The following is a 20821-nucleotide window of genomic DNA, read 5'->3' as shown; positions in this document are numbered from 1 at the left end:
TCGTTCGTTCCGGGGGGGGGGAAACATGCACGAATCCGCTGAACCGCAGGGCGTGAGTCGACGGGGCGTTCTCCGCGGCGCCGCGTGGGGAGTCCCGCTCGTCGCCGTCGCGGCTGCGACGCCGCTCGCCGCCGCATCGGAGCAAGACGGCGGGACGCTCTTCCTCATCGGCAACGCCTATGAGAACGCCGGGATCTATCTGTCGGGCACGAACTACAACGGCGCGACGTCGACGATCGCTTATCCGATCAATTCTCTCCGGATCACCATCTTCCTGCCGGAGATCGACGGCATCGAAGACACGCTGCTGAACACCTCGCCCAACTGGACCGCCTTCCGAGAGCGCAACGTCGTCACCTTGATGAACCGGAACGAGCTGGCCGCCGGAGCGGAGTCGGGCGACATCGGCAACGTGGAGATCACGGGTCCGTTCCCGCCGGGGAGTCCGTACACGATCTCGGTCGCCCCGGACACGGTCGCCGTGGAGTTCCGGGGGAACCTGCAGTACACCGGGACGTTCACGAGCTGATCCGTGCGTCCGGTGCGCAGTGCTCCCGCCGGCGTCAGACGACGGCCGAGCTCGCGCGGGCGAAGAGCGTGGGCGTCATCGTGATCGTGCGGTGCGTGTGGTCGGCGGGGTCGGAGATCTCCTCGTAGAGCACCTGGGCGGCGGTGCGCCCCATCTCGTGTCCCGGCTGGCCGACGCTGGTGATCGGGATCGAGCTGTCCTGCGCGAAATGGTTGTTGTCGTAGCCGACCACCGCGATGTCCGAGGGGACATGCATGCCAGCCAGCTGCATGGTCTGGATCGCTCCCGCGGCGAGGGCGTCGGCGGCGGCGAAGAGCCCTTCGGGGCGCTCGCCGACGGGGCGCGAGCTGAGCATCTCGCCGAGCGCATAGCCGCCGCGCACGGTGATGCTGTGCGTCTCGATCGTCTCGAGATGGGCATCGGCGACCTCCGCCACCGCCCGCTGCGCTCCGATGTGACGCTGGGCGATCGCGGAGAGTGAGAACGGCCCTCCGGCGAAGGCCAGGCGTCGCAGACCCTGGTCGAGCAGGTGCCTGGTCGCGAGGTAACCGCCGAGCTCCTCGTCGACGACCACGCCGCACGAGTCGTCATCTCCCGGCCAGTTCACGTGCACGACGGGCATGCCGCGGTGGCGGGCGGCGCGAGCGGCATCGAGGGGGGCGTCGAGAGGGGCGAGGAGGATGCCGGCCACCTTCGCCTCCTCGAACACGCTGATGTAGGAGTCCTGCTTCGCGAGGTTCACGTCGCTGTTGGCGAGCAGGAGCCGGATGTTGTGCGCGTCGAGCTCTTCCTCGACGCCGCGCGCCATGTCGACGAAGAACGAGTTTCCGACATCGACGACCACGAACCCGACGGTGTCCGCTCGTCCGGTCACGAGGGAGCGGGCCGCGTTGTTGCGCACGAACCCGAGTTCGTCGATGGCGTTCAGCACGCGCTCGCGCGTCTCCTGAGCGACGATCTGCGGATTGTTCAGCACGTTCGACACCGTGCCGAGGGCGACGCCCGCGTGCCGGGCGACGTCAGCCATCACCGGGCGGGGCCGACTCGCGTCGGGGGAGGTGTTCATGTGTTCGTCGTCCGTTCGTCACGAATTGCCATTTGCATCTTGGAGCGCTTCAAGCGTACTATCTGAAGCGCTTCAAGTGTGTGATCAATGCGGCTCGCCCGTTTCAAGGAGGAATCATGAAGCTGACCACAGCACGGCTCTGGAGACGCGGTGCGATCACCGCCATCGCCGGAGCATCGGCCCTCGCACTCACCGCGTGCGGTGGCGGCGGGGGATCGACGGCGGGCACGGACTCTCTGTCCCTGTTCGTGAACGTCGAGAACACCGAAGTACCCGCCATCCTGGAGACCCTCGCCGGTGAGGCGTGCTCCGCCGAGGCCGACACCCTGCCGCTCGACGTCGAGACGGTGCCGCAGTCGAACCTCGACCAGCAGCTGCAGCTCAAGGCCGGCCAGGGCGACCTGCCGGTGCTCTTCAGCGCGGGCAACGCTCCTGCGCTGACCAAGACCCTCGCCGATTCGGGCAACGTCGCCGACTTCGAAGAGATCCTCACCGACCTCGACGTGATCGACAACATCGAGCCCGCGGCGATCTCGACCATCGAGAACCTCTACGGCGGCTTCCGTGTGCTGCCCTTCGAGTACAACGTCGAGGGCATCTGGTACAACAAGGCGATCTTCGCTGAGCAGGGCATCGACGAGCCGCAGACCTTCGACGAGCTCACTGCCGCAGCCGCGAAGCTCGAGGCCGCCGGCATCCAGCCGTTCTCCGCGAGTGGTGAGCAGGGCTGGCCGATCACCCGCCTCATCTCCGGCTACCTCTTCCGCGACCTCGGTCCGGACGCACTGCAGAAGGTCGCCGACGGCGAGGCGAAGCTCACCGACCCCGAGTACGTGGCCGCCGCGCAGGCGATCGCCGACCTCGGCGCAGAGGGCTACTTCGGCAAGGGCGTCGGCTCCATCGACATGGCCACCAGCGAGAACCAGTTCCTCAACGGCTCCGCCGCGATGTTCTACATGGGCTCGTGGTTCCTGAGCCAGGCCAACGACCCCGAGGTGAACCAGATCGGCGCCGAGAACGTCGGCTTCATGCCGTTCCCGGGCGTCGAGGGCGGCGCGGGCGACCGTTCGCAGCTCGCCGCCAACGTGGGCCTGCCCATCACGATGAACGCCAAGGCCGTGAACGACGACACCGAGGCGTGGCTGTCCTGCATCACCGAGAACTACGGCTCCGTGGCGCTCGAGCAGGAGAACCGCGTGTCCGGCTTCGCGCTCAACACCGAGGTCACCGATGTGCCGCCGCTCACGCAGCTCATCCAGGAGCAGGTCGCCGACACCGAGACGACCGTCCTCTGGTTCGAGGCGCTGTTCTCTGCGGAGGCCACGACGACGAGCCAGCGCAATGCGGCACCGCTGATCACCGGCAGTGTCTCCGCCGAGGAGTTCATGTCGATGATCCAGGCGGACCTCGACTAGCGAGAAAACGAGAGGGGGCGGCGTCCCCGCGCGCCGCCCCCTCATCCTTCAGGAGAACGAATGCAGAACGTGCTGGGCGACCGCAAGGCGATCGCCATCCTTCTAGGCCCCGCCTTGCTCATCTACTCGGTGGTGATGCTCATCCCCGTGTTCTGGTCGCTGGGCTACACCCTGTTCGAGGGCAACGCCATCGTCGGCTTCGAGTTCGTCGGCCTCGACAACTTCGTCCGGCTGATCGGCGACTCCGAGGTGCACGCCGCGCTGCTGTTCACCCTGAAGTACGCCGCCGTCGTGACCATCGGGCAGGTCCTGCTCGGGTATCTGCTCTCGCTCCTCTACGTCTTCGCGCTCAAGCGCGCCTCCGGCCTCGTCCGGACCCTGGTGTTCTTCCCCGTCGTGATGCCGACGGTCGCCGTCGCGCTGCTCTTCCAGCAGCTGTTCTCGATCGCGCCGACCGAGGGCGTCGTCAACTCGATGCTGTCGGGCCTCGGCGGAGTCCCCGTCGACTGGTTCGGTGACGGCGCGAGCGCGTTCATCGTCATCGCGATCATGGACATCTGGCGCTCGATGGGCTTCTACGGCGTACTCCTTTACGCCGGGCTGATCGACATCCCCGAGGATGTGCTGGAGTCGGCCCGCCTCGACGGCGCCAGCGGATGGAAGCTCGTCCGCCACGTGGTGCTGCCGCTCTCCGCCCCGGTGCTGATCTCGTCACTGATCTTCTCGATCAACGGAACCCTGAAGGTCTTCGACAGCGTGCTCGCGCTGACCAACGGCGGTCCGGGTACCTCGACCAGCCCGCTCACGATCTCCATGTTCGACAACGCCTTCACCTACGGCAACTACGGCTACGGCTCGACCATCGCGATGCTGCTCACCATCATCTGCCTCGTCGTGACCGTGTTCATCTTCCGTGCCAATGCCCGCACGGCGAAGAAGGGAGGCGTGGCATGAGCACGTCGACACCCGTATCCCGCCGTGCGACGAGGATGCTCCGCCGCACACCCATCTGGCTGCTCGTCGCCGTGCTCCTGGTCGTCGTCGGCTACCCGCTGATCTGGCTGCTGCTGGGCTCGTTCAAGAGCCAGCGGGAGTTCCTGGAGTCACCCACCTGGGCGCTGCCCGAGCAGTGGAACTTCGACAACTACATCGTCGCCTGGGACACGGCCGGTCTCGGCCAGTCCCTCTTCAACAGCGCCATCACGGTGCTGCCGTCCCTCTTCCTGATGCTGCTCCTCGGCACGGCTGCCGCCTTCGCGCTCGAGGTGCTCGTATGGAAGGGCCGCAACGGGGTGCTCATCATCTTCCTCGCCGGCATCATGGTGCCGACGCAGATGATCCTGCTCCCGCTGTTCAGCACCTACTTCCAACTCGGACTCACCGGCTCGCTGTGGCCGCTGATCATCACGTACACGGCCACCGGCCTGCCGCTGACGGTCTTCCTGATGGCGACGTACTTCCGGGCGATCCCGCGTGAGGTGTTCGAGGCGGCGACGCTCGACGGCGCCAGCATCTACCGACAGTTCTTCTCCATCGCGCTGCCGATGATGAAGAACGGGCTCTTCACGGTCGGACTCGTGCAGTTCTTCTTCTTCTGGAACGACCTGCTCATCGCGCTGACCTTCGCCAACTCCGGCGACCTGCGCACGCTGCAGGTCGGGTTGCTCAACTTCAACGGCCAGTTCGGCACGACCCAGTACGGTCCGCTGTTCGCCGCCATCAGCATCAACGTGTTCGCCCTCCTGATCATCTACCTGGTGCTCAACCAGCGCATCCAGAAGGGCCTGACGGCCGGAGCGGTCAAGGGATGAGCGCGCCCACCTCTGAAAGGACGTTCGTGAAGGTCTCCGCTCCCCGGTTCGAGCACATCGACGACACCCTCGGGATGGGGGCTCGCGCGCCGCGACTCTCCTGGAAGACCGAAGCCCCGGAGGGCTGGACGCAGCACGGGTGGCAGCTCGAGTGCGAGCGCGCGGACGGCACGGTCGTCGCGTCCGGTACGAATGCCGACCAGGTGCTCGTGGCGTGGCCTTTCGAGCCGCTCTCCTCTCGCGAGCAGGTGCGCGTGCGCGTGCGTGTCCGTGACGAGGATCAGCGCTGGTCCGCGTGGAGCGACCAGACGACCGCCGAGGCGGGGCTGATGGATGCCGCCGACTGGGTCGCCGCTCCCGTCGGCGCGCCGTGGCCCGAGACGCCCGACACCGACCGTCGTCCGGCCCTCGTGCGGCGCACCTTCCGTCTCGACCGCCCGGTCTCCCGGGCACGCCTGTACGTCACGGCGCACGGGCTCTACGAGGCGGAGATCAACGGTGTGCGCATCGGCGACCACGAGTTCTCACCGGGGTGGACGAAGTACGACGAGCGTCTCGTGTACTGGACCTTCGACGTCACCGACGAGCTCGTCGAGGGCGAGAACACCGTCGGCGCCTGGCTCGGCGACGGCTGGTACCGAGGCCGCCTCGGCTTCAACGGTGGTTACCGCGATCTCTACGGCACGGACCAGGCCCTCATCGCCCAGCTGGAGGTCACGCACGACGACGGGACCACGACGGTCGTCGCGACCGACGAGAGCTGGTCGGCCGCGCCGAGCCCGGTCCTGGTATCGGGCCTTTACGACGGTGAGAAGCACGATGCCCGCGAGGAGCGGCCCGGGTGGTCGCGCCCCGGAGCCGGTGACGACGGATGGAGCCCCGTGCGTGTCGGACATCGCGACCCGGCGACGCTTGTCGCCCCGGCGCTCCCGCCGGTGCGCTGCACCGAGGAACTCGCCCCCGTCACCGTCACCCGGATCGACGACACAACTCACCTGCTCGACTTCGGCCAGAACCTCGTCGGGCGATTGCGCGTCCGGGTGCACGGGCCGGCCGGGCACGTGGTCGCGCTGCGCCATGCGGAGGTGCTGGAACACGGCGAGCTCGGCATCCGGCCGCTGCGCCTGGCCGACGCGCAGGATCTGATCACGCTCGACGGCGGCGAGCCGCGCTTCTGGGAGCCGAAGTTCACCTTCCACGGCTTCCGGTACGCGACGGTCACCGGTCTCGACGAGATCGGGGAGGGAGACGTGGTCGCCCGCGTCATCCACAGCGACATGCGCCGCACCGGCTGGTTGGAGACGTCGAACCCCGATCTGAACCGCCTGCACGAGAACGTGCGGTGGGGCATGCGCGGCAACTTCCTCAGCATCCCGACCGACTGCCCGCAGCGCGACGAGCGCCTCGGCTGGACGGGCGATGTGCAGGTCTTCGCGCCCACGGCATCCTTCCTCTACGACTCGGCCGGCTTCCTCGAGAACTGGCTCACCGACGTCGCCTTGGAGCAGCTGCCCGACGGCACCATCCCGTGGTTCGTCCCGGTGATTCCCGGTGGCCCCACCTGGAACCCGATCCGGACGGGGGCCGTGTGGGGAGACGTCTCGGTGCTCACGCCGTGGACGCTCCACGAGCGGTTCGGCGACCTCGACGTGCTGCGCCGCCAGTACGACAGCGGCCGGAAGTGGGTCGAGCGGATGATCACGCAGTCCGGGCCGTCGCGGCTCTGGCGCGACGGTCATCAGCTCGGTGACTGGCTCGACCCGGCGGCACCGCCGCACGATCCGGCCGACGCGCGCACCGACAGGTACCTGGTCGCCTCCGCGTACTTCGCCTTCTCGACGCGACGGTTGGCCGACACCGCCAGGCTCCTCGGTCTGGCGGCCGACGCCGATCGCTACGCGCGGATCGCCGAGGAGGCGCGCGATGCCTTCCGCGCCGAATACGTGCGGCCGGACGGCACGCTGACCTCCGATGCGCAGACCGCGTATGCGCTCGCCATCCGCTTCGGACTCCTGAGCGTGACCGAGGAGGCTGTCGCGGGTCGGCGTCTCGCCGCGCTTGTCCGCGAGGCCGGCAACCGCATCGCGACGGGCTTCGCAGGGACCCCGGTCATCAGCGATGCGCTGTCGCAGACCGGGCACGTCGACACGGCGTACGACCTGATCCTCGAGACCGAGTGCCCGTCGTGGCTGTACACCGTGCGCATGGGCGGGACGACGATCTGGGAGCGCTGGGACTCGATGCTCCCGGACGGATCGATCAATCCCGGCGAGATGACCAGCTTCAACCACTTCGCTCTCGGAAGCGTCGCGGACTGGATGCACCGCGTCATCGGGGGGCTCTCGCCGGCCGCACCCGGATACCGGAGGATCGAGTGGGCACCGCAGCCCGGAGGTGATCTCGAACATGCCCGGGTGGCATTCGAGTCGCCGTACGGACTCATCGAAGGGTCATGGGAGCGTGTGGCCGAAGGAATCCGGTACTCGCTCTCCGTCCCCACCGGTGTCGAGGGCACGATCCGCGTGCCGGGTCTCGACGAGCAGTACGTCGTATCGGGTGGACGGTTCGAGACCGTCGTCGCGGCGATCGACACGGTCGCCGCGTGATCCGGGCATCGCGTCGCCGCTGATCACCAGGTCGACTTCAGCATGCCCCGATACCCTCGGGGCATGCGCCGATTCCTCGTCCTCCCGCTCGTGCTCGCCGCCGGCCTCATCCTGGCGGGCTGCTCGCAGGTGACGCAGATGGCGGGCGACGCTCTCGGCGTCGACGTGCAGGCTGCCTGCACCACCATCGACGACGCGTACGGGCAGTACCAGTCCCTGCTCGATCAGGGGGAGCTCTCGGCCGAGCAGGCGGATGCCGCGCGCGACGACCTGGTCGCCTCGCTCAACGGGCTGGCCGAGAACACCGACGGTCAGCTGGGCGACCTCATCCGCTCGGGTGCGGAGAAGATCGGCGGGATGACCGATCTGCAGGCGCCCGAGACCATTGAGGCGATCGAGCAGCTCAAGAACTCCGCCTCCGCGTTCTGCGGCTGACCGCGAGAGGTGCTCGCCGATCGCATCGGTGTCAAGGGGCGTGCCACTGCGCCTGCACCGCCGTAGCGTCGGACCGACACGGACGCCGCCCCGCATGCGCGGAGCCTGCGGCGTCTGCCCACGGGAAGGAACGCACATGAGTGGTGGAAGCGACGACATCCGCACCGACCGGAACGACATCAGCACGGAGCCGGGCCCGGGTGCAGAGGAGAACGACAACCTCGGCGCCGAAGACGGCAAGGGGAACCCGCCCACGGTGGTCCCGAGCGACGGGGGCGACACCGACGACGCCGATGTCCTCGCCGAGGACCCCGAAGACGGCTGACCGCGCTCCTGGCCGACGCCTCAGTTGAGACGTTCGGTCAGGATGGTGAGCTTGATCACCGCTGAACGCCCGCATGCATGCGCGAACTGACGCTGAGTCCAGTCGCTAACATTATACTTCGGGGTCATTCGGGAATTGGATCAAGAGATTTCCGAGGTTGTGAGGAGTTCAACGTGACCGAAGCGCGCACCACGCGTCCATCAGGCGCAGTCATCACTGGCTGGGTGGCAGTTCTCTTCTGCGGAGCTCTCGCGTTTCTCAACGCGACGATCGCAACCGAAGTTGGATTTCGGGTCTTCTTTCTCGTCTTTGGGGCAATCCTCGTTGTCGGGGGGATTTGTCTCATCGCACGCTGGTACCGCGTGAATTCGAAGATCAGCAAAGCCCCGAACTGATTCAAGTCGGACGAGCACGCAGAAGGAGGGGACGACCGGACTGGTCGTCCCCTTGTTCTTGCCCCGGGTGGCGAATTCCGCAAGGACCGCCAGAGGGAGACGAGTCCGGGCCGTCGCCAAGACGGATCCGAGGCGCCGACCGGTTAGGCCGCGACCCGCGCCGCGGGGGAGTTCGATCGCTTCGCCGCGGCCGGCGTCGCCCGCTGCATCGCATAGGCCCAGGTGGCGAGACCCAGGAGCGGTCCCCAGAGCCAGAACGGGAACATCAGAAGCACGTACACGGAGTTCTCCACGGTGCCCACCCCTTCCAACGCGAACTGGACGCCGGCGGCCGTGAACAGGACGCTGACGACGCTCGCCGGGACGATGGCCAGCCCGGGCGGCACCGATCGCCCGCCGAGTCCCGCGAGGAAGCGAGGGAACCGCTCGCCCCAGGGCAGGATCAGGCCCAGCGTGAGCACGCCTCCGGTGAGCATGGCCGCGCCGAGCGCGAGACCGAGCGCACGGACGGACGGGTCTGCGGCGAACATCTCCGCGCCTCCGCCGAACAGCGGCCAGGGCGTCAGCCAGCTCGCGCGGGCGAATGCGTAGGGGAGAGCGCACGCGGCCGCCACGATCGTGATCGCGCGGCGGTGCCGGAGCACCTCGCGCGCGAATCGGCTCCGGCGGGACGACGGGTCGGCGATCATCCAGATCAGCAGGCCGGCGGCCGCGGCGACATGGGCGAGTGCGAGACCGGCCTGCGGAAGGATCATGCCGTAACTGCCCAGGATCTGTGGGACGAGCGGCCCGGCCCCGAGCCCGATGGCGGCGTAAGTGAGGGCGCCGACGAGCACCGCGGCGACCAGGAGGCCGACCAGCGGACGGCGCAGCACCGTGAGGATGATGAGGACCAGGGCGCCGACGATGACCATCATCGCGAAGGTGTAACCCGCCGCGGCGATCACGCCTCCGGGCATCGTGACGGCGAGGATCCCCGCGGCCACGAGACCGACCGCGTGCAGGAGCCACCGCGGCACGGCGCGGTTCGCGAGGTCACGAGTCGCCAATGCGGACACGGATACGAGGAGCGCGGCGAGCGCCCCCGTGAGGGAGAGTGCGAGTTCGACGCCGTGACCGAGGTTGCCGACGAGGCTCGAGGGCAGTGCGTCGGTGCCGGGGGTGAGCATCCTCACGAGGCTGGTGACGGTCACGGCCAGGGCGCCGACAGCGGCGGCGAGAAGGACGATGATGCGTGTGGGAATGGACATGCTTCCACGCTAGGAACGCGTTCCGCCGCCGACTTCGACCGCAGGGGTCATCCTCCTCACCCGCAGGAGTGAACCTGCCGGCGCAGAGCGGTCAGCGTCCCGGGCGCAGCAGACCGTTCTCGTACGCCCAGATGACGACGTGCACCCGATCGGGAACGCCGAGCTTCGCGAGCACGGCCTTCACATGCGTCTTCACCGTGTTCGCCGAGAGGAACAGCTTGCGCGCGATGTCGTCGTTCGAGGCGCCGGTGGCGAGAGCGCGGGCGACCTCCTGCTCGCGAGGGCTGAGGGCGGCGAGCGCCGACGCCGGGTCTGCTCCGGGGGCGCCGTCGCGAACGAATCCGATCAGTGCCTCGGTGGCGCGCGACGACATCACCGACTCGCCGGCGGCCACGGCGACGGCGGCATCCGCGAGTTCCGCCGGGCTGGCGTCTTTGGTGAGGAAGCCGCTCGCCCCCTCGCGGATCGCGGCGTACACGTACTCGTCCAGGTCGAAGGTGGTGAGGATCAGCACCCGGGTGGCCGGGCGGAGCCGCAGCACCTCCCGTGTAGCGGCGATGCCGTCCATCCCCGGCATCCGGATGTCCATCAGAACCACGTCGACGGTATGGGCCCGCACGTGCTCGATCGCCGCTTCTCCCGACGAGGCGGTGGCGACGTCCGACAGGCGCGGATCGCGCGAGAGCATCAGCGCGATGGCGGTGCGGAACAACTCCTGGTCATCGACGATCAAAATGCGCAGGGTCATCCGATGCTCCTCTCGGTCGGAAGATCCACTGTGACGACCCATCCCCGCAGATCCCGTCCGTGCGCGGTGAGCGTGCCGCCGGCGAGCCGCACCCGCTCGGTGATGCCCACCAGGCCCACGCCGCTGCCGAGATCGGTCACGACCGGGCCCGACCCTCCGTCGTCTTCGATCGTTGCCTGCACCCCTTCCGGTCGCCAGTCGATCCGCACCTCGATGGCGACCGGAGGCGCATTGTGACGGATCGCGTTCGTGAGCGCCTCGCGCACCGCATGATGCAGGGCCAACGCGGCATCGGCGCGAAGCGGAGTTCTGGTGCCCGACTCGCTCAGCCGCACGTCGGTCGAGGGAGTGCGCACGCCCTCGACCAGCTCCTCCAGCGAGTCGATGGTGGGCAACGGCTGACGCGGGGCATCGTCGGCGACGACCGAACGCATTCCGCGCAGAGCCTCGCGGCCGGTGTCCACGACGATCCCGAGAGCAGCGTCACTCCGGTCGGGGTCGTCGGCGCGCACCGTGCGGGCGACCTCGGCCTGCGCGATCATCACCGTCATCGAGTGCGCGACGATGTCGTGCAGGTCGCGGTTGATCCGTCCGCGCTCATCCGCGATCGCCTGCGAGACGCGCGCCGCCATCCGCTCCTCGGCCTGGTCACGCCGCACCCGCAGGACCAGCCCCAGCGCCCAGGCCGCCGCGATCGCACCGCTGAGTCCGAGGAACGCCCCGAGGCGGAGCTCCGGATCGTCGAGTCGAAGCTCGGTGAAGGCGATGAGGCCGGCGCCGAAGATGCCGCCCGCCAGCGCCGCGATCCGCACGCTCGAGCGGGTCTGCGCGGCGACTTGGCCGATGACGAGCAGGTAGGCCGCGGCCGAGGGGAGGAAGGCTCCGGATGCCGCGCGGATACCCGGGACGAGCACGAGTGCGCACATGACGGCGTTCGCGATCACGATCGCGGCGACCGGGTGCCGCACGGCGAGCAGTGTCGTGAGGTGGAGCACCACGTACAGGGCGATCATGAGCGCGAGGATCCAGGGCTCGGGGCGCGTGGCCGGCTCTGTGAGGATCGCGATGCTCGACGGCAGCAGGATCACGAGGGCGATGAGCGCCACGATGACGTCGACACGCAGCCAGGCGTGCCGACGGGGACTCGCGACAGAGGCCTCGGACCGCATCGCCCTCATGTTCTCACGCGGCTTCGCGGCGGCGGATCACCCCTCCGGGTGAGTGGCGAGCGGCGGCGCAGTCGGCGGGACGAGGGCTTCGGCGACGGCCTCCGCGACGATCGCGCTGGCGCGGGCATCGAGATGGATGCCGTCCGGATGCCGCGTGACGGATCGGCGGGTGACGTCGAAGACATCGATCAGGTCGACCCCCAGCCTGCTCGCGACGGCGCGCACGATCGGGGCCACCTCCTCGGCGATGATCCGCTCGTGGACCCCGTGGCGATTCGGGAACGCGACGGGTGGAGTCAGCAGGAAGACGGTCGCGCCGCGCGTGCGGTAGCGCTCGACGAACGCGGCGAGCTGGGTCTGGTAGCGCTCCGCGTTCCAGTTATCGCCGCGGGCGTCGTTCGAGCCGAGCATGACGAGCACGATGTCCGCCCCCGCGTGCAGAGATGCCGTGGCCTGGGGAGTCGCGTCGTACGGCCAGTCGCCTTCCTGCTGCAGCGTGCACCGATTCACGCCGTAGTTGAGCACCTGGTATCTGTCGCCGAGGATCCGCTCGAGGCGGCCCGGGTAGGACCGGCGGCCCCGGCCTCGGAACAGCATCCCTGCACCATAGGTGTTGCTGTCACCGACGGCGGCGAGCCGGATCCGGCCTTCCCGGGGGCGGGGCAGCGGCGGGTACATGACGCGTCTGTAGACGACGCCGACGACGGCCGCGAAGGCAGCGACCGCCGCCGCGATGGCGACGAGGGGTTTCCCGGTCAGGCGCGTGCCGGTCATCGAAGCGATCTGCCGATCTCGTCACGGATCATCCATCCATCCTCTCTCAATCGCCGTCTGACGGGGCTGCACGCGGGAGACTGTCTCCGAGGCCTGCACGCACGAGAGGAGAACGATGACGACCGTCTTCCCCCGTTCCGTCTCGGTGGTGATCCCGGTGCGGAACGACGCCGTCCTTCTCGAGCAGTGTCTGCGCGCTCTCGAGCGGCAGACCCGCAGAGCCGACGAGGTCGTCGTCGTCGACAACGGCAGCACGGATGACACGGTGGCGGTCGCCGAGCGATTCGGCGCACGCGTCGTGACCGAGCCCGTGCGGGGGATTCCCCGGGCGTCCGCGGCGGGGTACGACGCGGCGACGGGCGACATCATCGCGCGGCTGGATGCCGACTCGCGCCCGAGGCCCGACTGGATCGAGCGGATCGAGCGGATCTTCCGCAGCCGCGACGGCCTCGACTTCCTCACCGGCGACCCGAGCTTCTACGGCTCCACGCCGCTGGTGCACTGGATGGGGGAGCACCTCTACATCGGCGGCATGTACACGGTGCTCACGCCGCTGCTCGGGCATGCCCCGCTGTTCGGCTCCAACATGGCGATGCGCGCCGAGACCTGGCGGTTGCTGAGCGGCGAGGTGCACCGGGAGCCGCAGAACATCCACGACGACTTCGACCTGTCCTTCCATGTGCGTCCGGAGATGACGGTGCTGCGGGACCGGAGTCTCGTCGTCGAGGTGTCGGCGCGCCCGTTCCGGGATTGGGCGTCGCTTCGACGTCGGCTGAGCTACGTGCTCCCCACGGTCCGGCTGCATCTGGCGCGGGAGCCGCTGCGCGTGCGGCGACGGGCGCGGCGTGAGGCTGATGCGGAGGCCCTCCGCGGCTGAGTCAGCCGTCGGCGCGCGCGTAGAGATCGAGCAGGTCGGCCGTGAGTTGATGCGGAGTGGTCTCGCTCGGGCTGTGTCCGGTCGCGTAAGCGCGGAAGTCGGCGCCGATGTCGTGGGCGTAGCGTTCGTGGGCGGCCAGCGGCCACAGGTCGTGCGAGCCGGCGACGACCAGCTTGGGGATCGGCAGCGCCCGCACGCGGTCACGTACATCCGGGGCGGCCATCATGAGCCCGACGATCTCGTCGACGCTGCGCCTGCGCGTGAGCGCGAACCGGGAGCGGACGAACTCGAGCCTCCGGGGCGGGACCCGGTTCTTGTTCGTCACGATCCCCCAGATCATGAGACCGGCACCGCGACGTGGGCTCGCGATCGGCGCGATCGGGCCCAGCCACTTCATGGTCGCGAACACGTTGCCCACGCCGGGGGGAGTGGTCAGGAGCGCCAGGGACAGCACGAGGTCGGGGCGACGGACGGCGACCAGCTGCGCGACCGTGCCCGCGAAGGAGTACCCCAGCAGATGAGCGGGGCTGTCGGCTTCGAGGAAGGCGATGAGGTCGCCGATGAACAGCTCGTACGTGTAGCTCGTGTGCGCGCCGGCGGCGTGGGACTCGTACTGCCCGGCGAGATCGAACGACTGCACGAAGAAGCCGGCCTCCGCCAGGAGCGGCAGCATCAGGGCGAAGTCCTCCTTGGAGCCGGTCGCCCCGGGGACCAGGACCACGCGCGGATGCGCGGGATCGCCCAGCGACACCACGGCCAGCTCGCCGCTCGGCGCTGAGAACCGCGAGGCCGTCGACCCGGGCGGCGGCACCGTCCAGTCGACGTCGCCGATCGCCGCGTCGAGGTCTGCCGGGGCGATGTGCGCCCGCTCACTCCGCGATTCCGTCGACACGCTGACACGGTACCGCTCGGGGTGCCCGCCGAGAAGGAAGAGCGCCGTCACTGTCGGATCTCCCTGCACTGCCGACAGTGGGCAGAGAGTCCCTCGGGGCCGCCGGGCGACTCTGCGCCCGGTCATGCGCACAAGGAAGGCGGCCCATGAAGCCGAAGAAGTTTGTCCCTGTCCTCACGATCACCGCGATCGCGGCGGTCGCTCTCGCCGGATGCTCCGGGGAATCGGCGGGCCCGCAGCAGGGCGTGTTCGAGTTCGAGTCGGCCTACGGCGATTCGACCACGGGTGAGCTGCTCATCCGCGTTCCGGAGGCTCTCATCGAGGCCGCGGGCAGCGATGCCGACGCACTGCTCGTGCGTGAGGTGCGGGCCACGCCCCGCGAGCTCGACGGCGCGCAGTACTGTGCCGTCGACCTCGCCATGACCTACGCGGGCGATGCGCCCGACGTGCTCACGGAGCCGTCGATGACCCGGGCCGAGCGGGAGGCGCAGGCGGAGGACGAGTTCGAGCGTCGGCTGACCGGCGACTTCGGCGTGAGCACCGAGGAGGAGGCGCTCGCGAACGGCGCGGATCCCGCGCACATCGAAGAGCTGAAGGAGGTCGCCGGCATCGGCGCACCCTTCACGCCGACGCCGGCGTGGGCTCCGCTGATGGCCGCCGTGCCGGTCGCCGATCTCGACGACGCCGATGCCGCACCCGGGCTCTACCACTCCGACGACTACGCGACCCTGACGCTGGTGCAGGACTGTGCGGCATCCGCATCGGATTACGACAACAGCACCGAGTTCTGGCTCCCTGCGATCGCCGATGACGGCGGCATCACCCGGTTCGCCGGTATGAACCTCGCCGTGATGACGTCGGGCACGATGTTCGTCCACGAGGCGGAGATCTCCGGCTACGTCCGTGACTCGGAGGGCAACTGGATCGCCAGCTGACGGCGGTTCCGCTCCGTGTGTCGGGGGTTCCTCTCATCGTTCCGGTGAGAGGAGTCCCCGATCGCGCTCCAGCGTCGTGCGAGCCAGTCCGCGAGCCACCTCGAACGGCGCGCCGAACGTCTCCATGCCGACCGTGACGATGGCGCCCTCGTAGAGCAGCATCAGGGCCTTCGACATCAGGTCGGGGTCCGCGGCGCCGGCCTCCCGGCAGAGCTCGGCGAAGAGGTCGAGCAGCCAGGCCTTCTGCCGCGCGACTTCGGGGAAGACCGGGTGGCCGTCGTGGCCGTCGCCGATCTCGGCGCGTGCGTTGATCGCGCTGCACCCCTTCGGGCTGTTCTCGTCCGACCAGGTGATCGCCGCGTCGAACACGGCGAGCACGCGCTCGATGCCGGGCTCCGGTACGCGGGACAGGTGCTCGGCGACGTGTGTCCGCCACCGTGCATCCCGGTGCTGCAGGTACGAGACGACCAGCGCCTCCTTGGAGCCGAAGCGGTCGTAGAGGGTCTTCTTGGTGACGCCAGCGGCCTCGGCGATCGTGTCGACGCCCACCGCGTGGATGCCGCGCTCGTAGAAGAGCAGCGACGCCGCGTCGAGCACGCGGGACGCGCCAGGGGTGAGCGGGGCGAGGTCGGGAACGGGGACGGCCATGTCCCCGACTATACCAACCTGTATAGTCGGGGGAATGGGTATACAGATCGGTATAGTTCGTGTCGGGGTGACGGTCGCGGCATCCGTGGCGTTCGTCGTCACGTGGAGCTCCGGATTCCTCGTGCCGGCGATCGCCGCCGTCGAGGTGCCGCCGCTGACGCTGCTCGTCTGGCGCTTCGTTCCTCTCGCTGTGATCCTGCTCGCGATCGTGCTCTCCACCGGTGCTGCTCGCGGCGTCACGCGGCGCGACCTGGGGCGCCAGGCGCTCATCGGGCTCTTCGCCCAGTTCGGCTACTGCACGGCGGTGTACATGGCCATCGCCTCGGGCGTCGCCACCGGCACCACGGCGCTGATCGATGCCGTGCAGCCCCTCGTCGTCGCAGCGCTGGTCGGGCCGCTGCTCGGACTTCGCGTGCGCGCGGCGCAGTGGGCTGGACTCCTGCTCGGGGCCGTGGGAGTCCTGCTGGTCGTGCGCTCACAGCTCGAGGGTTCCGCGGCGCACCCCGCCGCCTACGTCTGGCCTGCCCTCGCCATGGCCAGCCTCATCGTCGGCACCTTCCTCCAGCGCCGTTCGGAACCGCGTACGGGCACGCTTGTCACGCTCACCATCCACGTGAGCGTGACCGCACTGGCTCTCGTGCCGGTCGCCGCAGTCTTCGGTGCCCTCGCGCCGCCGGCGTCCGCCTCGTTCTGGATCGCCGCCGGATTCGCCGCTGTCTTCCCGACGCTTGCCGCGTACGGGCTCTACTGGTGGTTGCTGCGCCGGGTCGGCATCACGGCTCTGAACGCGCTGCTCTTCCTGATCGCTCCGACGACCGCGCTGGCCGGAGCACTGCTGCTGGGTGAGCCGCTCACGGTGCTCACCGTCCTCGGCTTCGTGCTGTGCGCCGCCGGTGTGACCGCGGTGCTCGTGAGCGAGACGCGCGCCGTGCATGACTCCTCAGAATCGTCGGGAGATTCGCGATCCGGGGCTCTGGGCTCGGTTTCGCGCGCGTTCATTGAGGAGTTGTGAACACCCTCCGATAGTTGCGCTTTCGCAACTATCGGAGTATGGTTGACCTCGATCAACTTTCTACGCAGGAGCGTTACCCCCGTGACACACACCCCATCCTCAGCACCCGAAGCCACCCGCTCGGCCCGCGAGGTCTTCACCGCGATCTCCGGACTCGTCGTCGGCATGTTCGTCGCCGTGCTCTCGGGCACCGTCGTGTCGACCTCGATGCCGGTCATCATCGCCGACCTCGGCGGCACCCAGTCCCAGTACACCTGGGTCATCACCGCGAGCCTTCTGGCCACCGCCGTCTCGACCCCCATCTGGGGCAAGCTCGCCGACCTCGTCGACCGCAAGGTCCTCGTGCAGATCTCGCTCATCCTCTTCACGGTCGGCACCGTGATCGCCGGCTTCTCGACCGACACGAACATGCTCATCGCGGTCCGCGTCATCCAGGGCATCGGCGTCGGCGGCCTGATGTCGCTCGTCATGATCGCCGTGGCCCTCATCATCTCCCCGCGTGAGCGCGGCAAGTACATGGGCGTCGTCGGCGGCATCATGGCCCTCGGCACCATCGGCGGCCCGCTGCTCGGCGGACTCCTCACCGACGTGTGGGGCTGGCGCTCCAACTTCTTCGTCGGCGTGCCGTTCGCGATCCTCGCCCTCGTCCTGCTGCAGTTCACGCTGCACCTGCCCAAGCCGCAGCGTGACAGCAAGGTCTCGATCGACTACTTCGGCATCGTGCTCCTCGCGGTCGGCGTCTCGACCCTGCTCATCTGGGTCTCGATGGGCGGCAGCCAGTTCGACTGGGACTCCTCGACGAGCATCATGCTCGCCGTCATCGCCGGAGTCGCGATCGCCGCCTTCATCACGGTCGAGTTCTTCGTCAAGGAACCGATCGTGCCGATGTCGCTGTTCCGCAACCGCACCTTCACGCTGTCGGTCATCGCCTCGATCGCCATCGGCGTCTCGATGTTCGCCACCTCGGTGTTCCTCGCGCAGTACTTCCAGCTGGCTCGTGGCGCCACGCCCACCGAGTCCGGCCTGATGACCATCCCGATGATCATCGGCCAGATGGGTGCGTCGATCATCATCGGCCAGCTCGTGAGCCGCTTCGGCAAGTGGAAGGGCTGGATGCTGACGGGCTCGGTCCTCGCCACCATCGGCGTCAGCCTGATGGCCACCCTGCGCTACGACACCCCGTTCCCGCTGGTCGCCGTCTACATGTTCATCCTCGGTGCGGGCCTCGGCATGGTCATGCAGAACCTCACGCTCATCGTGCAGAACGACACTGCTCCGCAGCAGCTGGGCGCCGCGTCGTCGAACGTGAACTTCTTCCGCACGATCGCCGGCACCATCGGCGTCACGGTCATGGGTGCGATGCTGTCGACCAGCGTCGCGTCGTACATCACCGACTCGCTCGAGGGCTTCACGCCGACGACCCCCGCCGAGGTCGATGCGCTCAAGCACCTCGCCTCGGGTGATGTGCCGAAGGTCGGACAGCTGCCCGACACGATCCGCACGATCGTCGAGGGTGCTTACGGCCACGGCATCGCCGACTCGTTCATCATCGCCATCCCGCTCGCGGTGATCGCCATCATCGCGATCGCGTTCATCAAGAACAAGCCGTTGTCGACGAAGAACGCCGCCGAGCAGATGCTCGAGCAGGCGGAGGAATCCGTCATCGAGGTCTCCGAGGCCGAGGTCGGCGCGTCGCTCTCCACCGGGGCCATCCGGCTCGGGGGTGCGGAGTCCGCGTCGCCCGCGACCGGTTCGGTGCGCGTCCTCGAACGCGAAGATCGGGACCAGGAGCGCTGAGATGCTCGCCCCCGAAGCGGTCGAGCAGGCGGATGTCGACAGCGCGCTCGGTGACCTCCAGGCGCACCTGAACCTTATCTTCGCGAGGACCAGGTCGCTCTGGAAGGAGTCTGCAGCTCGGGTGCACCCCGAGCTGCAGGTGGCCGGGTACAAGCTGCTGACATTCATCGCCCGGGCGGGCACCGCGAACGCGCATGAGCTGGCCGAGCGGTTCGAGATGGACAAGTCGGTCATCAGCCGTCAGGTGCGGATGCTGGAGGAGGCAGGACTCCTCGAGTCCCGGCCGGACGAGCGGGACGGGCGGCTCCGGGTGCTGAGCGCGACGCCGTCGGCCTGCGAGGCGCTCGCCGAGGTCCGCCGCGAATACGGCACACGCCTGCAGGCCGTGGTCGACGAGCTGACGCCCGACGAGATCCAGGCCGCATCCAAGGTGTTCCGACTCCTCGCCGAGGTCTGAGTGAAGCCCCGCTGTCACGTTCGACAGTGGGGCTTCGCCGTACACTGGCGAGCATGAGCGCCTCGTCCGACGCCCCCGCCGACGCCCCCGCATCTCCCTCTGAAGAGGGCCGTCTGAGCGGGGCGGATCTCGACCAGGCCGTCACCAGGGTCGAGCAGGAACTCGGCCGTCTGTTCGCGCGGATCCGTATCAGCTGGCGCGAGGCCGCCGCGACCGTCCACCCCGAACTGCAGCCGCTGGGATACCAGGTGCTCACGTCGATCGCGACAGGCAAGGCGACCTCGGCGGGTGCGATCATCGAGCACCTGCAGACCGACAAGTCGGCGGTGAGTCGTCAGGTGCGTCAGCTCGAGCAGCTCGGACTCGTCGAGAGCGTGCACGATCCGGAGGACCGCCGCGCACGCGTCCTCGTCGCGACCGACCTGGCGCAGGAGCGGATCGCCGTCGCCCGCTCCCGCTACGAGGGCCGCATCGGCGAGCGGCTGCGCAAGTGGACGGCCGCCGACCTCGACCACTTCGCCGACCTGCTGTCGGCCCTCGGTGGCAACTGAGGGGAATACGAGGCTCGCCCCGAGCCTTACCTCCCACTGTGACTCTCTTCGATCCGGCCGTCTTCGGCGCCCTGCAGCTGTCCAATCGCGTCGTCATGGCGCCGCTCACCCGCACCCGCGCGGATGACGACGGCGTGCCCACCGAGGTGATGGCGGAGTACTACCGGCAGCGCGCGGGTCAGGGCCTCATCATCTCCGAGGGCACCTGGCCGGCTGCCGAGGGCAAGTCCTATGCGGGCCAGCCGGGCATCGTCACGCCCGCCCAGATCGAGGGGTGGCGGCCCGTCACCGCGGCGGTCCACGAGGCGGGCGGCACGATCGTCATGCAGCTGATGCACGGTGGCCGAGTGGGGCACCCGGAGATCTCGGGGCAGCCGCGCGTGGTCGCCCCGAGCGCGCTCGCCGCACCGGGTCAGACGCACACGCCCGTGGGCAAGGTCGATCTGCCGGTGGCTCACGCGCTCACCCTCGACGAGATCCCCGAGGTCGTCGAGCAGTTCGCGCAGGCCGCGCGCAACGCGATCGCCGCGGGCTTCGACGGCGTCGAGGTGCACGGCGCGAACGGCTACCTGGTCCACGAGTTCCTCTCGCCGGTGTCGAACATCCGTGACGACCAGTACGGCGGGTCGCCCGAGAACCGCGCCCGCTTCGCGATCGAGGTCACGACAGCCGTCGCGGCGGCGGTGGGAGCCGACCGCACCGGCATCCGGCTGTCGCCGCAGCACAACATCCAGGGCGTGCTCGAAGAGGACGACGCGGACGTCCACGCGACCTACGCCGCCGTCGCCCAGGGCCTCGCCCCGCTCGGTCTCGCCTTCATCGATGTGCTGAGTGCCGCACCGACGAGCGAGCTCGTGCAGCACATCCGGCGCACGGCGGGCACGCCGCTGATCATCAACACCGGCTTCGGTGTCGTCACGACCCGGGAGGATGCCGAGACGCTGGTCGATGACGGATGGGCGGATGCCGTCGCCGCCGGACGCCCCGTGATCGCCAACCCCGACCTGGTCGAGCGGTGGCGGGAGGGGACCGGGCTCAACGACCCGCGCCCGCAGCTGTTCTACGGGCGGACCGCCGAGGGGTACACGGACTACCCCTCGCTGGAGAGCGTGCGCGCCGGGGTCTGAGG

General features: G+C 68.9%; 22 protein-coding genes. 15 read left to right on the top strand and 7 right to left on the bottom strand.

What is annotated here, in order from left to right:
- Positions 1–25: 25 nt before the first annotated feature.
- Positions 26–529, top strand: coding sequence for a hypothetical protein (locus tag CQ034_RS07765; protein WP_105710576.1), 504 nt, complete (start codon positions 26–28; stop codon positions 527–529).
- Between the two features lie 34 nt (positions 530–563).
- On the opposite strand, the gene CQ034_RS07760 is transcribed toward CQ034_RS07765, so the two are convergent.
- Positions 564–1595: a LacI family DNA-binding transcriptional regulator gene (locus tag CQ034_RS07760; RefSeq protein ID WP_105710575.1), complete on the bottom strand. Its 1032-nt coding sequence runs from the start codon at positions 1593–1595 to the stop codon at positions 564–566.
- Between the two features lie 116 nt (positions 1596–1711).
- Here CQ034_RS07760 and CQ034_RS07755 point away from each other — a divergent pair, with 116 nt between their 5' ends.
- The 7 genes from CQ034_RS07755 to CQ034_RS19415 all read left to right on the top strand — a co-directional run bounded on the left by CQ034_RS07755 (position 1712) and on the right by CQ034_RS19415 (position 8582).
- On the top strand, positions 1712–3010 hold the full coding sequence (locus tag CQ034_RS07755) for an ABC transporter substrate-binding protein (protein WP_105710574.1): 1299 nt from the start codon (positions 1712–1714) through the stop codon (positions 3008–3010).
- 60 nt (positions 3011–3070) lie between these two features.
- Positions 3071–3964 (top strand): carbohydrate ABC transporter permease, encoded by an 894-nt coding sequence (locus CQ034_RS07750; RefSeq protein WP_105710573.1) that lies wholly within the window; start codon positions 3071–3073, stop codon positions 3962–3964.
- Complete coding sequence (locus CQ034_RS07745) at positions 3961–4821, top strand: carbohydrate ABC transporter permease (protein WP_105710572.1); 861 nt, start codon at positions 3961–3963, stop codon at positions 4819–4821. Before CQ034_RS07750 ends, CQ034_RS07745 begins: the two co-directional genes overlap by 4 nt.
- The gene (locus CQ034_RS07740) at positions 4818–7427 is read left to right on the top strand and encodes an alpha-L-rhamnosidase (RefSeq protein WP_181156244.1); all 2610 of its coding nucleotides are present in this window, start codon (positions 4818–4820) and stop codon (positions 7425–7427) included. Before CQ034_RS07745 ends, CQ034_RS07740 begins: the two co-directional genes overlap by 4 nt.
- 63 nt (positions 7428–7490) lie before the next feature.
- Positions 7491–7862, top strand: a complete 372-nt coding sequence (locus CQ034_RS07735; protein ID WP_105710570.1) for a hypothetical protein — start codon at positions 7491–7493, stop codon at positions 7860–7862.
- A 136-nt stretch (positions 7863–7998) separates the two neighbouring features.
- Positions 7999–8187: a hypothetical protein gene (locus CQ034_RS07730; RefSeq protein WP_091028620.1), complete on the top strand. Its 189-nt coding sequence runs from the start codon at positions 7999–8001 to the stop codon at positions 8185–8187.
- A gap of 173 nt (positions 8188–8360) precedes the next feature.
- Positions 8361–8582 (top strand): hypothetical protein, encoded by a 222-nt coding sequence (locus CQ034_RS19415; RefSeq protein WP_146114817.1) that lies wholly within the window; start codon positions 8361–8363, stop codon positions 8580–8582.
- Between the two features lie 143 nt (positions 8583–8725).
- Here CQ034_RS19415 and CQ034_RS07725 read toward each other — a convergent pair whose 3' ends face one another.
- The 4 genes from CQ034_RS07725 to CQ034_RS07710 form a co-directional block, all read right to left on the bottom strand.
- Positions 8726–9832 carry a hypothetical protein gene (locus tag CQ034_RS07725; RefSeq protein ID WP_105710569.1) on the bottom strand — a complete coding sequence of 369 codons (1107 nt, stop codon included), beginning with the start codon at positions 9830–9832 and terminating at the stop codon, positions 8726–8728.
- Positions 9833–9923: 91 nt separating this feature from the next.
- The gene (locus CQ034_RS07720) at positions 9924–10580 is read right to left on the bottom strand and encodes a response regulator transcription factor (RefSeq protein WP_105710568.1); all 657 of its coding nucleotides are present in this window, start codon (positions 10578–10580) and stop codon (positions 9924–9926) included.
- On the bottom strand, positions 10577–11749 hold the full coding sequence (locus CQ034_RS07715; protein ID WP_181156243.1) for a sensor histidine kinase: 1173 nt from the start codon (positions 11747–11749) through the stop codon (positions 10577–10579). Before CQ034_RS07715 ends, CQ034_RS07720 begins: the two co-directional genes overlap by 4 nt.
- A 36-nt stretch (positions 11750–11785) precedes the next feature.
- Complete coding sequence (locus CQ034_RS07710; protein WP_105710566.1) at positions 11786–12523, bottom strand: GDSL-type esterase/lipase family protein; 738 nt, start codon at positions 12521–12523, stop codon at positions 11786–11788.
- 115 nt (positions 12524–12638) lie between these two features.
- On the opposite strand from CQ034_RS07710, the gene CQ034_RS07705 reads away from it, so the two are divergent.
- Positions 12639–13400: a glycosyltransferase family A protein gene (locus tag CQ034_RS07705; protein ID WP_105710565.1), complete on the top strand. Its 762-nt coding sequence runs from the start codon at positions 12639–12641 to the stop codon at positions 13398–13400.
- A gap of 1 nt (position 13401) precedes the next feature.
- Here the strand turns inward: CQ034_RS07705 and CQ034_RS07700 are convergent, their stop codons facing one another.
- The gene (locus tag CQ034_RS07700; RefSeq protein ID WP_258134126.1) at positions 13402–14292 is read right to left on the bottom strand and encodes an alpha/beta fold hydrolase; all 891 of its coding nucleotides are present in this window, start codon (positions 14290–14292) and stop codon (positions 13402–13404) included.
- A 146-nt stretch (positions 14293–14438) separates the two neighbouring features.
- On the opposite strand from CQ034_RS07700, the gene CQ034_RS07695 reads away from it, so the two are divergent.
- A complete protein-coding gene (locus tag CQ034_RS07695) occupies positions 14439–15227 on the top strand; it encodes a hypothetical protein (RefSeq protein WP_029262191.1) in 789 nt (262 codons plus the stop codon).
- Positions 15228–15260: 33 nt separating this feature from the next.
- On the opposite strand, the gene CQ034_RS07690 is transcribed toward CQ034_RS07695, so the two are convergent.
- Positions 15261–15875: a TetR/AcrR family transcriptional regulator gene (locus tag CQ034_RS07690; RefSeq protein ID WP_105710564.1), complete on the bottom strand. Its 615-nt coding sequence runs from the start codon at positions 15873–15875 to the stop codon at positions 15261–15263.
- A 34-nt stretch (positions 15876–15909) separates the two neighbouring features.
- On the opposite strand from CQ034_RS07690, the gene CQ034_RS07685 reads away from it, so the two are divergent.
- From CQ034_RS07685 to CQ034_RS07665, 5 genes are read left to right on the top strand one after another with little or no spacing between them, the layout of a single operon-like run.
- Positions 15910–16887 (top strand): DMT family transporter, encoded by a 978-nt coding sequence (locus CQ034_RS07685; protein ID WP_258134125.1) that lies wholly within the window; start codon positions 15910–15912, stop codon positions 16885–16887.
- 30 nt (positions 16888–16917) lie between these two features.
- Positions 16918–18684 carry an MDR family MFS transporter gene (locus tag CQ034_RS07680; protein ID WP_105710562.1) on the top strand — a complete coding sequence of 589 codons (1767 nt, stop codon included), beginning with the start codon at positions 16918–16920 and terminating at the stop codon, positions 18682–18684.
- A 1-nt stretch (position 18685) separates the two neighbouring features.
- Positions 18686–19141: a MarR family winged helix-turn-helix transcriptional regulator gene (locus tag CQ034_RS07675; protein ID WP_105710561.1), complete on the top strand. Its 456-nt coding sequence runs from the start codon at positions 18686–18688 to the stop codon at positions 19139–19141.
- Between the two features lie 53 nt (positions 19142–19194).
- Entirely contained in the window at positions 19195–19692 is a 498-nt protein-coding gene (locus CQ034_RS07670; protein WP_029262195.1) for a MarR family winged helix-turn-helix transcriptional regulator, read from the top strand.
- Positions 19693–19730: 38 nt separating this feature from the next.
- Entirely contained in the window at positions 19731–20819 is a 1089-nt protein-coding gene (locus CQ034_RS07665; RefSeq protein WP_105710560.1) for an alkene reductase, read from the top strand.
- Positions 20820–20821: the final 2 nt, after the last annotated feature.

The organism is Microbacterium sp. MYb45, assembly GCF_002979655.1.
Taxonomy (GTDB): domain Bacteria; phylum Actinomycetota; class Actinomycetes; order Actinomycetales; family Microbacteriaceae; genus Microbacterium.
The sequence above is the reverse complement of the archived record's forward strand: the minus strand, read 5'-3'. Positions and strand labels throughout refer to the sequence as shown.